Source organism: Anabaena lutea FACHB-196, assembly GCF_014698305.1.
Taxonomy (GTDB): Bacteria; Cyanobacteriota; Cyanobacteriia; order Cyanobacteriales; family Nostocaceae; genus Anabaena; species Anabaena lutea.
In genome coordinates this window covers 21,392-36,458 of the sequence record NZ_JACJST010000027.1, presented here as the reverse complement: position 1 = coordinate 36,458, position 15,067 = coordinate 21,392, and the positions used below count along the sequence as shown (strand labels likewise).

13 protein-coding genes are annotated in these 15,067 nt (G+C 40.5%); 6 read left to right on the top strand and 7 right to left on the bottom strand.

Annotated elements, in window-relative coordinates; translation table 11 throughout:
- Positions 1-167: 167 nt before the first annotated feature.
- The 3 genes from H6G59_RS22795 to H6G59_RS22785 form a co-directional block, all read right to left on the bottom strand.
- Positions 168-2,018: an N-acetylmuramoyl-L-alanine amidase gene (locus H6G59_RS22795; RefSeq protein ID WP_190718875.1), complete on the bottom strand. Its 1,851-nt coding sequence runs from the start codon at positions 2,016-2,018 to the stop codon at positions 168-170.
- Between the two features lie 496 nt (positions 2,019-2,514).
- On the bottom strand, positions 2,515-3,945 hold the full coding sequence (locus H6G59_RS22790) for a cation:proton antiporter (protein ID WP_190718872.1): 1,431 nt from the start codon (positions 3,943-3,945) through the stop codon (positions 2,515-2,517).
- A gap of 247 nt (positions 3,946-4,192) precedes the next feature.
- Positions 4,193-4,372, bottom strand: coding sequence for an EVE domain-containing protein (locus tag H6G59_RS22785; RefSeq protein ID WP_190718869.1), 180 nt, complete (start codon positions 4,370-4,372; stop codon positions 4,193-4,195).
- Positions 4,373-4,568: 196 nt separating this feature from the next.
- On the opposite strand from H6G59_RS22785, the gene H6G59_RS22780 reads away from it, so the two are divergent.
- A complete protein-coding gene (locus tag H6G59_RS22780; RefSeq protein ID WP_190718867.1) occupies positions 4,569-5,312 on the top strand; it encodes an SIMPL domain-containing protein in 744 nt (247 codons plus the stop codon).
- Positions 5,313-5,452: 140 nt separating this feature from the next.
- Here the strand turns inward: H6G59_RS22780 and H6G59_RS22775 are convergent, their stop codons facing one another.
- Positions 5,453-5,815, bottom strand: coding sequence for a single-stranded DNA-binding protein (locus tag H6G59_RS22775; protein ID WP_190718864.1), 363 nt, complete (start codon positions 5,813-5,815; stop codon positions 5,453-5,455).
- A 370-nt stretch (positions 5,816-6,185) separates the two neighbouring features.
- Here H6G59_RS22775 and H6G59_RS22770 point away from each other — a divergent pair, with 370 nt between their 5' ends.
- The 4 genes from H6G59_RS22770 to ribD all read left to right on the top strand — a co-directional run bounded on the left by H6G59_RS22770 (position 6,186) and on the right by ribD (position 9,984).
- Positions 6,186-7,193, top strand: coding sequence for a rod shape-determining protein (locus H6G59_RS22770; RefSeq protein WP_190718861.1), 1,008 nt, complete (start codon positions 6,186-6,188; stop codon positions 7,191-7,193).
- A gap of 87 nt (positions 7,194-7,280) precedes the next feature.
- On the top strand, positions 7,281-8,090 hold the full coding sequence (gene mreC / locus H6G59_RS22765) for a rod shape-determining protein MreC (RefSeq protein ID WP_190718858.1): 810 nt from the start codon (positions 7,281-7,283) through the stop codon (positions 8,088-8,090).
- Positions 8,091-8,113: 23 nt separating this feature from the next.
- Entirely contained in the window at positions 8,114-8,731 is a 618-nt protein-coding gene (gene mreD, locus H6G59_RS22760) for a rod shape-determining protein MreD (protein ID WP_190718855.1), read from the top strand.
- A gap of 44 nt (positions 8,732-8,775) precedes the next feature.
- Positions 8,776-9,984 (top strand): bifunctional diaminohydroxyphosphoribosylaminopyrimidine deaminase/5-amino-6-(5-phosphoribosylamino)uracil reductase RibD, encoded by a 1,209-nt coding sequence (gene ribD / locus H6G59_RS22755; protein ID WP_190718852.1) that lies wholly within the window; start codon positions 8,776-8,778, stop codon positions 9,982-9,984.
- A 177-nt stretch (positions 9,985-10,161) separates the two neighbouring features.
- Here the strand turns inward: ribD and H6G59_RS22750 are convergent, their stop codons facing one another.
- Positions 10,162-10,380, bottom strand: coding sequence for a hypothetical protein (locus tag H6G59_RS22750; RefSeq protein ID WP_190718849.1), 219 nt, complete (start codon positions 10,378-10,380; stop codon positions 10,162-10,164).
- Positions 10,381-10,885: 505 nt separating this feature from the next.
- On the opposite strand from H6G59_RS22750, the gene H6G59_RS22745 reads away from it, so the two are divergent.
- Positions 10,886-13,111 (top strand): DNA phosphorothioation-associated putative methyltransferase, encoded by a 2,226-nt coding sequence (locus H6G59_RS22745; RefSeq protein WP_242038957.1) that lies wholly within the window; start codon positions 10,886-10,888, stop codon positions 13,109-13,111.
- 9 nt (positions 13,112-13,120) lie between these two features.
- Here the strand turns inward: H6G59_RS22745 and H6G59_RS22740 are convergent, their stop codons facing one another.
- Together H6G59_RS22740 and H6G59_RS22735 are read right to left on the bottom strand one after the other, a co-directional pair.
- Positions 13,121-13,699, bottom strand: coding sequence for a hypothetical protein (locus tag H6G59_RS22740; RefSeq protein WP_190718846.1), 579 nt, complete (start codon positions 13,697-13,699; stop codon positions 13,121-13,123).
- A gap of 340 nt (positions 13,700-14,039) precedes the next feature.
- Positions 14,040-15,023, bottom strand: a complete 984-nt coding sequence (locus H6G59_RS22735) for a Rieske 2Fe-2S domain-containing protein (protein WP_190718843.1) — start codon at positions 15,021-15,023, stop codon at positions 14,040-14,042.
- Positions 15,024-15,067: the final 44 nt, after the last annotated feature.

Genomic DNA, 15,067 nt, shown 5'->3' with positions numbered 1-15,067 from the left:
AGCATCAGATTACACCAAAAATAACTATCAAAATTAACCGTAATCATAAAATCCCCATTTTCTAAGTAGAACTACTAATCCAATCAGGTTGGTGATGGGGACTATTGAATATTCAAACAAATGTTGATGGTCAAAAGTGGCCAGTGGTACAAACGAACGTGAATTACTTATCTTTGCCTTAAATATTGGAGGATGCCTTGAGCGATCGCTTCGGCCATCTGATTTTGATAAGCTGAGGTTCTGAGTTTGGCAGCATCTTCTTGACCGGTGACAAAACCCGTTTCTACTAAAATTGAGGGCATAGAACTTTTTCTGAGAACATAAAATCTGGCTTTCCGCACTTTCCGGTCTCTGACATTGAGACTTTGAAGAATTCTGTTATGGACAATGCGAGCTAAAGTCAAACCATTGTCGTAATAATAAGTTTCTAAACCACTGACCTCTGGACGACTGGCTCCGGCTGAATTAGCATGAATGCTGACAAATACATCAGCGTTAGCTCTTTCGGCCATTTGGACTCGTCCCGGTAGACTCACAAAATAATCAGAATCCCTTGTCATCACTGCTTGCACGCCGTTTTGCTGTAAAATCTCTGCTACCCTTTTGCCAATGGGCAAGATGATATTTTTTTCTTGTATTCCACCAATGCCCACTGCTCCTGAGTCTTTACCACCGTGTCCAGGGTCAATGATAACTAATAATTTTCCTTTTGGAACTGAGGCACGCGGACGGGGCTGGGGAGTTCTGATATTGGGGTCTGGTAATTGTCCACTATTGGCTGATGGTAAGGGAGGTAAGCTAATGGGGGGTCGTACTTGACCATATCGTTGCAATTCTAGAGCTACAATCTGGTCGCTAACTTGATTAAGCGCCCCAATTTTTACACCAGATGCTGGCTGAACAAAAACAACTACACTGTTGGGTGCTTGCGGTTGCATACGTACCCGAAGGACAGAGCTACTGGTATTTAAAGTAGGACCTTGTACCTTACTAGCTAATTTAGCATTGGGGATTGTGATGCGAAATAGTCCACTAGACCTATCCCAAGCACCAGTAGCCGATACAGCTTGGTCGGCTCTAATTAGTAATTGTGTGCCATTAGCAGCTAGTTCTACAGATTGAATAGTAGCCGGGGTGTCGCTAACAGGGCGGTTAATGGTAGATGGAATCGGTGTTGATTGATTATTATTTCCAGGTAAGCGGACAACACCCTTAGTCGGTAGTAGAACTAAGCCACCAACACTGCTGATACTAGCCCGCCAGTCGGGGCTATTTTTATCTACTCGCAAGGTGAGACGGACAGAGGTTGGCTTTGTTTGCAGTTGGGTGAATTCGATGCGGCTGACACCATGCTGATTTACTGGTAAATTCCCTGGTGGTAGACCAGGTGATAAAGTAGCGCCTGAGATATCCATAAAAATGGTAGTGTTATCACGGCTACGATTTATCCTAATCTGGGGATTACCACCACTGGTACGAATAAAAAAACCATCCCCTGTGGCTTGGATTTTCTGAATTTGAGTAATTCCGGCTGTGGTGTTGGCGGCTGTTGAAAACTCAGGTTGAGCCTGAGAGTCTATTGTCACTAAACCATAAGTATTAGTGTTGCTAGAAACTGGAACTTTCTCAAATTCTAGCTTTGGTAATTGTACTTTCCAACGACTGGCAGTTGTGCCGACAAATTTAATTAAATCAGGGTTTAAAGTATAACCGGCATTGAACTCCACAACTATGCGTGCTGTTTGGGGGTCAAACTGTCCAACTCGAATTGAGCGAATAGCACCACCTACTGGTTGAGTTAATTGAGATCGCCCAAATTTTGTATTTGGCAAGTCAATTACCAAGCGAGTGGGGTTAAAAATTAGTTGTGCTTGGGGTTGTACAGCACCAGAAGTATTAATTTCTAGTTGGTTTTGATTAGCATCAAATCGCCAAGATTCTAATTTTGCCGCTAAAGTTGGCGAAGCTAGTAAGACGATAGTTCCAAGAGTACCGGGTAGTAATGAGTATATTTTCAAAGTTATTGCTCCTGATTTACATTTCCAGATATCTAATGAATTTTGGATTCACGATGACAATTTCTAACTATAACAATCCTAAATTCTTTTAAAAAGATAATAAATAGCCAATAAAATTTGTTTTTAAACTGCGATTCTGGCACTAAGACAAAGACAAAATCAATAATGAACAATCAGTCAAACTTTAAAATTCATCAAAAGTCTTACTCCTCAGGTTTTAAAATTTTGTAGGCACATTTGTAGGTGCAAGCCTTGCCGTTAGGCTATTTTAAATTTTGAATTCTTTAATTTTGTCAACATCCTAGTCAGAATCAAAAACAACTGAAAATTGATTATCACAGGAGACGGCGATTGAGAAAGATAAGTTTCCGTTAACTATTACAGCACTTTTGCTGAAGGCAGTAGGAAAATAAGCTTTATATAAGCCAAAATATACTTGTCCATAATCAACTATGGACAAGTACAACTCAGAAACCGACTACTTATTCAGACTCTCCTATGAATCTGAGGAATCTTCCAACGCTCCAGCATGAGTGGCTGCTGCTACTGCTAATGATGTATCATCTGAACCGTCTAAAGTAGCTGCGGTTGTTGATTCAGGAAATACGAATCTTAACAGAGGGGGAGCTAAAAAAGTGGTGAGAATTACCATCATAATAATTGCTGCTCCTAGTGGTTTTGAGAGAACACCACTAGCAGCCCCCACACCAGCAAACACTAAGCCAACCTCACCTCTAGGAATCATTCCTACACCAATAGCCAAACGATTGATGTTAGGTTGTCCAAACACGGCTAAACCTGTGATTACTTTACCGATTATGGCGACTGTAATCAGGAAAGTTGCCATAATTAAACCTTCCCGATTGCTGGGGATTGCTGGGTTTAATACTCCAAAATCAGTTTTTGCCCCAACAGTGACGAAGAAGATCGGCACTAGCATATCAGCGATGGGAATAACTTGCTTTTGCAGTTCTTTGCGTTTGTCTGTTTCTTCTAGAACTAAACCTGCTGCGAAAGCGCCGAGAATTGCTTCCAAGTGGATAATGGCGGCAAAATAGGCCATAACAAAGGCGAAAATGAAGGCGGGTATGACCAATTCACCGCGTGTTTTGAGTTTGTCTGCGATCGCCACGAAGGTCTTATTGAAAACATTACCTAAAACAATCGCACCGACGAGAAAACCAGTAGCGCTGGTAATTAAATAGATGACATTACCCACATCTACTGCGCCATCTTTCGCTAAACTGGCAACTACAGCCAGGACGATAATTCCTAGTACGTCATCTATTACAGCCGCACCTAGAATAATCTGCCCTTCTTTAGAATTCAACCGTCCTAGTTCTGAGAGGACTTTGGAAGTAATACCAATACTAGTAGCAGTCAAAGCCGCCCCAGCAAAAATCGCCGGTATAGGGCTGATACCAAACAAAGCCATTAACCCTACAGTTCCGGCTGCGAAGGGTACTGCTACCCCTACCACTGCGACAACGACAGCTTGGATACCGACATCCATTAAGTCTTTTAAATTGGACTCCAAGCCAATTTCAAATAGCAGGATAATCACACCCAGTTCTGCTAAAACAGAAACGACTTCTGACTGTGCGGCAAACACCTGCGGTGTGGCTTCTGGACTTAAACCAGCAGTGATTTGCAGGAAAGTCATGATTAAAGAATTAGAACTGTCTGTACCACCTTCAGGAAATACTAACAGATGGAGTACAGAGATACCGATGATTACACCACCAACAAGTTCACCTAATACAGGGGGTAAACCGACTCTGTTTGATAATTCCCCTCCCACTTTGCTGGCGAAGTAAATTACCACTAAACTCAGTAGCACAGAGGCTATTACCATCGAACTGTCTACGGTTTCTGTGGCACTTGCCAACAGGGGAACAGTCAAATTAATTGCATTGAAAAACTGCATTGGTTCTGTGAATATCCTTCTCTTTATTTTTACCTTGTTATCGAAACCATGTCATAGTCCTAGACATATACCTGCTACTTACAGTAACCATCATTTTTTTAGATATTAAGTAGGCAGACGTGAATATTTTTCGTAGGTATGTGGCTGCCATACATGAGAGAAAAAGATTTGAGCCTCGTTAATCTTTCGTTAAATAGTTAGGTTTATTTGCGCCAATCTGCTGTAGATTTTATAATCTAGGTATAAATTAATTTATGTTTTTTGCCAAATTCCTTAAGTGCTGCCAATGGAAATTTGAGACAGGGACGACAGAAAGTCTTGGAAGTCTGATCAAATTGTTGACTCCATCCCATACTGTACTACAGTCTGGTTCTAAATCAAAGTAAGAATAATTTTCTGGTTCTGTTTTTAGCAGCCAATCAGCCATAATCAAACCTGCACAAATTTTAGTGGGATTTTTTCAGTTGCCAAAAATGTAACCAAGCAACTTTTTGATTGCGGCAATGTCAAAGTATAAACATCCAAATGCAATTAACATCTGGATTTTGGTTGTGAACATATCAAGTGTGAAAGTTCCCTAAAAGCTGGAAAAGCGATATAAATTTTCGAGGAGTGTACATCTAATGCATAGAGCTACTTTATCCAGTTCTGGTTTTCAGCAGGGTGAGTTTTGGAAAAGACTGTCTTTGAGCTTACTGTTATTTATGATTTTTACATTACCTGCATCGGCACAAGAAAAAGAAAAACTCTGGCGCACTTTGACGGTGAGTGGTCGTGGGGTGGAAACAATTCCTACCACCTTGTCGCAAGTGAATTTAGGTGTAGAGGTTCAAGGTAAAACAGCCCAGGAGGTACAAAAAGAAGCAGCCCGCAGGTCATCAGCTGTAGTCAATCTGCTGAAAAGCCGCAACGTAGAAAAATTAGAAACTACAGGTGTTCGCCTAAACCCAGTATATAGCTACACTAATAACGTACAAAAAATTACGGGTTATGCTGCCACCAATACGGTGAGTTTTCGTATTCCCGTTGATCAAGCTGGTACGTTGTTAGACGAAGCTGTAAAAACTGGAGCGACACAAATTAGCGGTGTGAGTTTTGTGGCTAGTGATGATGCGATCGCCAATGCCCAAAAACAAGCACTGAAAAAAGCTACTCAGGATGCTCAACAGCAAGCTGAAGCTGTTTTCAGCAGCTTGGGATTACAACAAAAAGAAATAGTCGGTATTCAAGTTAATGGTGCAAGTGCGCCACCTCCACCCATGCTTTACCGGACTGAAGCTAAGTTAGCTAATGCAGATGCTTCTACCCCCATAGTTGCTGGTGAACAAGAAGTACAAGCATCAGTAACGCTGCAAATTAGTTATTAGTCATTGGTCATTGGTTATTGGTTATTGGTTATTGGTCATTGGTCATTGGTCATTGGTCATTGGTCATTTGGAAGGTTATAGATGATTCTGATTTTCTTCTATTCTTCCTCCTGACTCCTGACTCCTGACTCCTGACTACATTAGAAATTATCTGGAGACATATCAGCCATACCGCCTTCTCCGTCACGTTTAGAACCTAGTAACTCTAGTTGTTCTACATGAATAACTGGACTAGAACGGTTGACTCCGGTTTGGCGATCGCTCCAGGAATCAAATTTCAAGGAACCTTTAACCCCGATCAGACTGCCTTTACGTACATAGTTCCCGGCGACTTCGGCGGTTTTTCCCCAAAGTTCCAGATTAAACCAGTCTGGCTTATCGTTGTTACGCGATCGCCGATTGACTGCTAGGGTTAATCGGCACTTAACTGTTCCAGACTCAAAATATTTTATGTCCGGGTCGCCGCCTACACGACCTACAAGAGTGACAACATTAATGCTCATAGGTTTTACCTTTTAGTATAAAAGTACTATATTATTGTGAATAATATAATATCTAATTGTAAAAATATTTAAAATATGTTAAGTAATTAGCAATATCATTAATTCCACACAATGATTCAAAAATTACTTGGCATCATTGCCAAAATTATACGGTTATACTGAGTGACTTGGGAATAGAGAAAATAAAAGACCTGAAACTTCCATCAAGATTGACAAAAGTTATGGAAAGAATAGTCTGTTTGACTGGAGTCAGGCGAAAAAACATAATAGAATCCATCACAATTAACTCTGACATTATAGTCATAAGTAGCGCAAATAGGGGGCTTAGAGACGCGTGGGTCTTTTCAGGAACTTTCGCTCATCATGGGATATGGGTATCGACCTCGGTACAGCCAACACCCTAGTTTATGTATCAGGTAAAGGAATTGTACTCCAAGAACCTTCAGTAGTAGCCATTGATAAAAATGAAAAGATAGCGCTGGCAGTTGGAGAAGATGCCAAAAAAATGCTGGGTCGGACACCAGGTAATGTAATTGCCGTTCGTCCCCTGCGTGATGGTGTCATTGCTGATTTCGATACCGCTGAATTAATGCTGAAAAGCTTTATCCAGCGAGTAAATGAGGGCAGATCCCTGATTTTACCTCGGATTGTTATTGGTATTCCCAGCGGGGTAACAGGAGTTGAAAGACGGGCTGTAATGGATGCGGCTACTCAAGCTGGGGCAAGGGAAGTATATTTGATTGATGAGCCAGTAGCAGCAGCGATTGGCGCAGGACTACCGGTTGCTGAACCCACTGGTAACATGATCATTGATATTGGTGGTGGCACAACAGAAGTAGCGGTGCTGAGTCTTCAGGGTACAGTAATTAGCGAATCAGTCCGAATCGCGGGAGATGAGTTGACTGAAGCAATTATTCACTACATGAAGAAAGTGCATAACTTAGTCATTGGTGAACGAACAGCTGAAGATATCAAAATTCGGATTGGCTCTGCCTATCCAACCAATGATGATGGCGATGCTATGATGGAAGTCCGAGGTTTGCATTTGCTTTCTGGATTACCTAGAACTGTTACCATTAAAGGCCCGGAAATTCGGGAAAGTATGTTGGAACCGTTATCAGTGATCATAGAAGCAGTCAAGCGGACACTGGAACGCACACCCCCAGAACTAGCGGCGGATATCATTGATCGGGGAATTATGTTGGCAGGCGGTGGTGCATTACTCAAAGGCTTAGATACGCTGATTAGTCATGAGACAGGTATTGTTACCCATATTGCTGCCGATCCCTTAAGTTGTGTTGTCTTGGGGACTGGTCGTGTGTTAGAAAACTTCAAGCAACTAGAACGGGTATTTAGCGGCCGTTCTCGCAATATGTAGCAAAAAAGTAGATTGATACTGGATTCTGTATATGTGAATTATAGAATCCAATATCCTGAATAGTTTATAGAATATATACAGGTATAAATGTTTACTGCACGCCGTTGGTGGGAACATAAGGGTTTACAAATAGGTTTGTTAGCCGTAGTAGTTGGTAGTGCTTGGACACTGCGACAGACTCAAGGAACAATACTGCTGGAGATATATCAAGGTATTACCCGTCCATTACAGATATTACAACCAGGAATAAGTCCTGAAGAACGTATCCGTGACGCTCGGTTTATGGAGTTACAAACACGTATAGTTGATCTGGAAAGTCAAAATCAAAAACTCCAAAGTTTATTAGGTTACGCAGAGAAAGATCAGGGTTCAGCCAAACCAGTTCTAGCGAGGGTAGTGGGACGCAGTGCTGATCACTGGTGGCAACAAGTGACTCTCAACCGGGGTAAAAATGCAGGTATTCAAGAAGGTTTTATTGTTAAAGCCGATGGTGGATTAGTGGGTTTGGTAGAAAGTGTCACTCCCAATACTAGCCGTGTGTTGTTAGTTAGCGATCTGAAGAGTCAAGTAGGTGTTACTATCAGCCGCACAGCGGCCAAGGGAGTTTTGCGTGGTGATTCTTCTGCCGAAGGAGTGCTAGAGTTTTACGAAAAAGTTCCTAATGTTAAAGTTGGTGATTTGATTTCTACTTCTACTTATAGTCAGAAATTCCCTGCTGGCTTATCGGTAGGACGAGTTAAGTCTCTGGATTTAAAGAAACTCCCAGCTTCAGTGGCGAAAGTTGAGCTTTTCCCGCCAATTCGATATTTAGATTGGGTAACGGTATATCCTAAACCAGAAAACACAGATCCGGAAAAACCCAATGTGACAAATCAACAGTCACAAGAGTCTAATTAAATAGTTGACAATTTGGCAAAACCATGAAAATTCCTGGATTTCCTGGCAATAGACAAAGAACAGCACCATCGCCAGACCGAAAATCCACATCCTTGATCCCAGAATTGAGGCATTGGTATCCTTGGGTGCGTCAATTGCTCGATTGGGCAGTCACATCTAGCTCTGTGCTGTTATGTCTAATGTTGTTACCAACCCGTTTACCAGGGATGGAATTATTGGGTATTGGCCCTAACTGGGTACTAATTTGGGTGGTGGCGTGGAGTGTGAAGCGATCGCTATTTGTTGGTGCCTTGGCAGGTGTAGTGATTGGTTTACTACAAGATGCGATGACATCGCCTCACCCTTCTCATGCTATAAGTTTGGGGATAGTAGGGATGCTCACTGGTCTAATTCAGAAGCAGCGTTTTATTCAAGAAGACTTTATTTCTATTGCTTTAATTGTCTTTGGGATGGCGGTGCTGGCAGATACAATTTTCGCTGTGCAGTTGTCTTTGGTAGGCGATCGCAAAGTGGAAGACATTTGGACATACTACCAGCGTGTTGCTTTAGCATCTGCAATTTTGAGTAGCTTGTGGGCCCCTGTTGTTTATTATCCCTTAAATCGCTGGTGGCAACAGACAAAATTAATTCGTAATTCGTAAGATTATTTGAGTACTTAGATATATATGTTCAAGAGTTAGTTAACATGAATAACTGCCCAGCGGTAGCTCCAGCAGATGCATCTTCACCCAAAAACACACAAGATAATCAACTTTTAGAACAATCTGTCATCAGCGTGGATATCCCAGCCAAAGCAATGGTAGGTAGTGAATTTGACTCCCGGATGATGCAACGGTGTTTAGAACTAGCCCGTCGCGCTTTGGGGCGGACTTCGCCAAACCCGTTAGTGGGGGCGGTGGTTGTCAAAGATGGGGAGATTGTAGGAGAAGGGTTTCATCCTCGTGCTGGGGAACCTCATGCTGAAGTTTTTGCCCTTAAAGCCGCCGGAGATAGCGCTCGTGGAGCTACAATCTATGTCAGTCTTGAACCTTGTAACCACTACGGACGAACTCCACCCTGTTCGGAAGGGTTGATAAATGCTGGTGTGTCTAAGGTTGTAGTCGGGATGGTTGATCCTAATCCTCTGGTAGCTGGAGGGGGGATTGCCCGGTTACGTGCAGCGGGAATAGAAGTGGTTGTAGGGGTGGAGGAAGCAGCTTGTCAAAAGCTAAATGAAGGTTTTATACATCGCATTCTTTACAAACAACCTTTGGGAATTTTGAAATATGCCATGACCTTGGATGGCAAAATTGCTGCTAGTTCTGGTCATAGTACTTGGGTGACAAATCAAGATGCACGTAGTGAAGTACATCAACTTCGGGCAGCTTGTGATGCTGTAATTGTTGGTGGAAATACGGTACGACAAGATAATCCTTATTTAACCAGCCATCAGGTGGGTGGGCATAATCCCCTGCGGGTGGTGATGAGTCGTAGCCTCAACTTGCCAGAAAATGCTCATCTATGGGAAGTTGCTGAGGCTCCAACTTTAGTTTTGACTGAAATTGGCAGTTCACGCGATTTTCAAGAAATGCTGCTCAAAAAGGGGGTTGAAGTGGTGGAATTTCCATCACTAACGCCCGAATTAGTAATGACTCATTTATACGAGCGAGGTTTTTGTAGCGTGCTGTGGGAATGCGGTGGTACTTTAGCAGCAAGTGCGATCGCTCAAGGAGCAGTACAAAAAATCCTGGCTTTTATCGCCCCCAAAATCATTGGTGGTAGTAATGCTCCTACGCCTGTAGGCGATTTAGGTTTTACTACCATGACTGAGGCTTTATCCCTAGAACGTGTTCGTTGGCGCGTTGTCGGTTCCGATTGCTTAGTTGAGGGTTATTTGCCACAAAGAAGTCAGTAATCATTGGTAATTGGTGTTGGCGGTAGCCGGACATTAGGCATATTGGTGACAGGGAATAGGTAATAGGCAAGAGTTAGAAGGTTATTCTTCCCCTCTCCGTGTCTCCGCGTCAGAGCGTCAGAGCGTCTCTCCATCTCCTCATCTCCGTGTCTCTCCATCCCGCCGTCCCCAGGATGATTATGACTGCTCACGTTCATACGCAAGATCGCGGATGAGACTTAACCTAGCTTGAATGTAGTCGCAAAGGTAGTCAGTTTCGTTTGGATCTAACGAAGCTTGCTTTGTGGTTTGTTTGACTAACCATTGTACCAAGGTAGCATCGTCAAGCTGCAAGAGAGTCACTGCTTGGGCAGCTTCAACTATAGACCAAAGCTGACGCATAATCGTAGGAGTCATCAGACCTCTATTAAATCTTGAGCTTAGTTGTTTTTAGATTACACAATTTCGATATGAGTTGACAAAATAAAGCTACAACATGAGACAACTGTTATTAAAAACTTAACAAACAGATTTATAACTTTATGAACATTCAGAATTGGTAAAAAACATCAATGAATTAACAAAAGTTAACCTGATATGATCCCGAATGAATGATTGAACATTCTGAATTTAGCTAATATTTTCCTATTATACAAATCGCATATCCAAATTACCAGCCCTGTCAGTTATGAGCAGTTGAATTTAGGGATTTAAACCCTAATACCAAAATAGTTATGGAAGTGGGAGACTAATAAGGGATTTTTGACTAGGTGCTAGAAATATAACTTAACGCTAATTTGTTTAATACCGATTAATTTTTTTATTAAAAAATTTATAAATTACTGTTTATGACTTAGAATTTTAAGAATAAAACAGGGTAAGTAACATTCTTGTTAGCAGTAGTTCTCTACTAATGACTGCAATGGTTAAACCTGACAATAGCTGGAAAATAGTTGAAGAAACTTCCTTAATTGTAGAACCGATTGAACTAAGTGCTATACCTACAGCGATCGCATCTGACGGAAGTTTGAGTATCGCTGATTATTGCCAAAACAGTAAATTTGGTAAGTTATTACCTGATGCCTTTTACATTCATGTGTTAGCACTGCACATACTTGACCCCTGGCTTCAGGAATATGAAAGCCGCGCCCGTAGTGTCGCACCGCAAGTACAAGGAGCTACATTAGTTAAATTTAGCACTAATAAAGCCAAAATTTCCTATTTATTTTATCCTGATTTTGATACTGACCCCCATCCTGCATTGCGGGCTAGTATCCAAGTAGACTTAGAAACTCGTGAAGTTGGCTACCGCGATTACAGCGACTCAGCAAATCCTCCCATTCTTCACCGCAAAGAAACTTTTGTCACACCAGACTATCCCTTTTATGAGCAGTTTGCAGCCTTAACCCGCACTCAAGAAGCTTTAGGGTTATTGCATAATACCAGAGGGATTGGGACACGAGAAGGTTGGGAAAAGCGGTTACAAGCTTATGGGGTGGAAATACAGGGACATAACCTGATTCAACGACAAATCGCCAATACAGCCAATTTAACCCCAAAAATCGAGCGACACAAAGCAGCAATTATTCGTTCTGATTTATCCCGTCCAGTCAGATTAGCCTTAGAATCAGGCTTATTTAGTCCAGAAACCAACTTTTTTGATTATGGTTGTGGACATGGTGGAGATGTTACTCGCATTGCTGAACAAGGTTACATTAGCAACGGTTGGGACCCTTATTACTCTCCAAATACTCCCCGTACACCTGGGGAAATTGTCAATATTGGCTTTGTCATTAATGTTATTGAAGACCAAAGTGAACGTCGGGAAGCTTTAATACAAGCTTGGGAACTAACTCAGAAAGTGCTGTTAGTATCTGCCCAAGTTTTAATTGCTGATAGTAGAAGAGGTGTAATTGCTTTTGGTGATGGGGTAATCACTAATCGCAACACATTTCAGAAATATTATGAACAAGAAGAATTAAAAATTTACATTGATCAAGTGTTAGGAGTTGATGCAATTCCTGTGGCTTTGGGTGTTTACTTTGTGTTTCGAGATGAAGCTGAAGCACAGTTATTTAGATCTTCGCGCTTTCGTTCTCGTGCTAGTACTCCCAGAATACGTGCTTGTGTGAAGCGGTTTGAAGAACATCAGGAACTGTTAGCACCGTTGATGGCTTTTATGACGGAACGGGGAAGACTTCCTAGTAAGGGGGAATTATCTCAAGAAGCGGAAATTTGTACAGAATTTGGAAGTTTACGACGTGCCTTTAGTGTAATTATACAGGCGACGGATTCTGAAGAATGGGAAGCGATCGCAGAAAAACGCCGTCAAGATTTGATGGTTTATCTAGCGTTGTGTAATTTCAGCCGTCGTCCCAGATTAGGACAATTAGCCCCAGCGGTACAAGATGACATAATTGGTTTATATAGTACTTATAAACAAGCTTGTATAGATGCTGATCAAATGCTACGCAGCTTAGGGAATACAGAATTAATTATTAAACGTTGTCAAGAAAGCAAAATCGGGAAAAAATTACCTAATTCTCTTTGGGTTCATATTTCTGCACTACAATCTGTTGATCCTTTACTACGTCTTTATGAAGGTTGTGCTAGTAGAACAATAGGGCGCTTAGAAGAAGCAAATGTGATTAAGTTCCATATCAAAAACCCGAAGATTTCCTATTTATTTTATCCTGATTTTGATATTGATCCACACCCAGCTTTATCTAAAGAAATGACAATTGATTTGCGGGATTTGCACGTTACTTATCAAGACTATGATCTTGAAGATGACCCGCTAATATTACACCAAATAGATGCTTTAGTGACTCCAGATTATCCCCAATATGAGAAGTTTGTGAAATTAACTCGTCAAGAAGAAGATTGGGGACTTTTAGATAATTGGCGCAGTATTCGTCGTCTTTCTGGTTGGAAACAATGTTTAAAAGAAAATTGTACTATTGTCAATGGTTATCGGTTAAGTTGGTGTAAAGACGCTGATCCATATAAATTAAAATTATTAAAAAATGCTGTAAATACTCGAAAAAAAAGGAAGAATGTTTCTCACGCAGAGAAGGACACTTGCTTGGGCGGGTTTCCCGACTTGTGCAAAGTGTCCGTCGCGCAGAGTCACAGAGAGGAGGAATAGAGATTTTGTTTAAATATTTTTTGCTAATTTTATCCAATCTGCAATTCCTTTTTTTGTGGGGATTCCTGAATTATTAAATGTCCAAATATCCCGTTTGTGTTGAATTCCATAACTAATGTGAATTGGTTGTTGATTACTGTAAAAATAGAGGGAATCAAAAGGTAGTTTGTTTTGTAAAATCCAATCAACAACCTGTTCACTGGGTAAGTTTGTAATCATAAAATCACAAGCAGCCCCTAATCTTTTACAGTAGTATTGACCCTTTTTGTTGATTTCATGGCTGATATGTTGATCGAGATTAGGGGCTACACGACCATTTTTTTGTCCTGTCACTGGGTCTTTTTTCTCAAGATATTTTTTTAAGTCTGGAGAACAAAAACCATAGGTAAGGCGAAATTGCTCTCTACCAAAGTAATCTATAATTGGGTCAATAATAAATTTACTTAAATCCTGTAATGCCGGAATTACTTCTGGTAAATTTTGCGGATATGGGTTGATATTTTGGGCATATTTATGATAGGTTTGACTACAAGTACAAAATTCTTCTAATGTAATATATTTACTAATTTTTATTTCTTTTATATTCATAATCTATTTCTCCACAATATGTTCTTAATTATATTCAAACCTTTATTTTATCTTGTAAGATTTTGTAGTCTGTAAGGTGCGTCAGAAAAGATAATTTTAGGTAGGGGAAAAGTTCTAATTTTTATAGTCTGATATAAGACTAATATTTGATTTTTGAAATATACGTAGGATGGGCATTGCCCACCCTACAAATACTTAGATCTATTCAAGAATCAAATCGGATGCCTATATACCCTAATTAATCTAACTAGCAACTTACATGATTACAACCTGTATTTGAGAAAGTATAAAGACGTTTCGTGAAACATCTCTAAATCGTTATTTTTGAGTTATTTATGGTTTATCGAGATAGATTAGGTTCAACAATCATGGGAAAATTGGCAAAGTTGCGTTTTGCCCAATCCATGCCAATTTCGTTACTCATTTTTATATGTTGAGGAATGTTGGTGTAGAGTTTACCTAAAATATCAGCATCTTGTTCAACAATTACTTCTGCTAACCGGATAAAATTCTTTTTAATTAAATGGGCGATAGGATGTTTGGCTTTACCATAAACCAAAACATAGGTACGAGTATGTGTTTGTGATTCGGGAACAAAGAAGTGAATTTGTTTAACACTAGCAAAAGGACTTTCACCATGTACAATTACACAGAAAGGAAAGAAATTTTCTAAATGGGCGTTAATTGTGTTTGGTATAGCTAACAGTCCGGGATTTTTAAGCAAGTCATTTAATTTAGGCTGTTTTCTAATTAAGTCAAAGTAAGCATGAGAGTGATGTCCGTTGTCAATAAATTTTTTAAATTGTACTTCGGCGATTTCAAATAAAGGACGGTGTGTGCCATTTTGATGATCATAGTCGTGCATATTTAGTAGCATTGTCAACAGTTCAGTTTGGACACTGAAGTTTTTGCTATGTCCGATAAATTCATATTCACTGGCAAAATCTTTGAAAATTGTCGGGATAGAAATTTTGGCTTCATATCCGCCATAAGTCCAAATAAAATCATCTTGAATAATTAATTCTAAGGGTTTACTTAAAGATTTTGTCTGCTTGTTGCTATTGGGTAATACTGTACAACCATTGCTATCAAATTCTAAAGCATGAAATGGACAAACTACGGTACTACTCCCGTCTGGTTTTGTCGCACACCAACCTTCGGAAAGCATTGCACCTAAATGAGGACAGGCGTTAGGTAAGCAGCTAATTTTACTAACACTATCTAGCCAAAGTACGTAGTCTTTTCCATATAGAGAAACTTTAAAAGGCTGATTTGGCTTGAGCATGGAGCAATGAGCCAATAACCAGGGTGAGCCTTGTAACATGATTATAAAAGCCTATGATTTAATTAACTAATTTTTTAATTAGT

Bases quoted from the DNA above. Each gene is read 5' to 3' on its own strand.
- H6G59_RS22745 (WP_242038957.1), top strand. From the start codon at position 10,886: ATGGTTAAACCTGACAATAGCTGGAAAATAGTTGAAGAAACTTCCTTA.
- H6G59_RS22735 (WP_190718843.1), bottom strand. From the start codon at position 15,023: ATGTTACAAGGCTCACCCTGGTTATTGGCTCATTGCTCCATGCTCAAG.
- mreD (WP_190718855.1), top strand. From the start codon at position 8,114: ATGAAAATTCCTGGATTTCCTGGCAATAGACAAAGAACAGCACCATCG.
- H6G59_RS22770 (WP_190718861.1), top strand. From the start codon at position 6,186: ATGGGTATCGACCTCGGTACAGCCAACACCCTAGTTTATGTATCAGGT.
- H6G59_RS22780 (WP_190718867.1), top strand. From the start codon at position 4,569: ATGCATAGAGCTACTTTATCCAGTTCTGGTTTTCAGCAGGGTGAGTTT.
- H6G59_RS22790 (WP_190718872.1), bottom strand. From the start codon at position 3,945: ATGCAGTTTTTCAATGCAATTAATTTGACTGTTCCCCTGTTGGCAAGT.
- H6G59_RS22740 (WP_190718846.1), bottom strand. From the start codon at position 13,699: ATGAATATAAAAGAAATAAAAATTAGTAAATATATTACATTAGAAGAA.
- H6G59_RS22785 (WP_190718869.1), bottom strand. From the start codon at position 4,372: ATGGCTGATTGGCTGCTAAAAACAGAACCAGAAAATTATTCTTACTTT.
- ribD (WP_190718852.1), top strand. From the start codon at position 8,776: ATGAATAACTGCCCAGCGGTAGCTCCAGCAGATGCATCTTCACCCAAA.
- H6G59_RS22750 (WP_190718849.1), bottom strand. From the start codon at position 10,380: ATGACTCCTACGATTATGCGTCAGCTTTGGTCTATAGTTGAAGCTGCC.
- H6G59_RS22775 (WP_190718864.1), bottom strand. From the start codon at position 5,815: ATGAGCATTAATGTTGTCACTCTTGTAGGTCGTGTAGGCGGCGACCCG.
- mreC (WP_190718858.1), top strand. From the start codon at position 7,281: ATGTTTACTGCACGCCGTTGGTGGGAACATAAGGGTTTACAAATAGGT.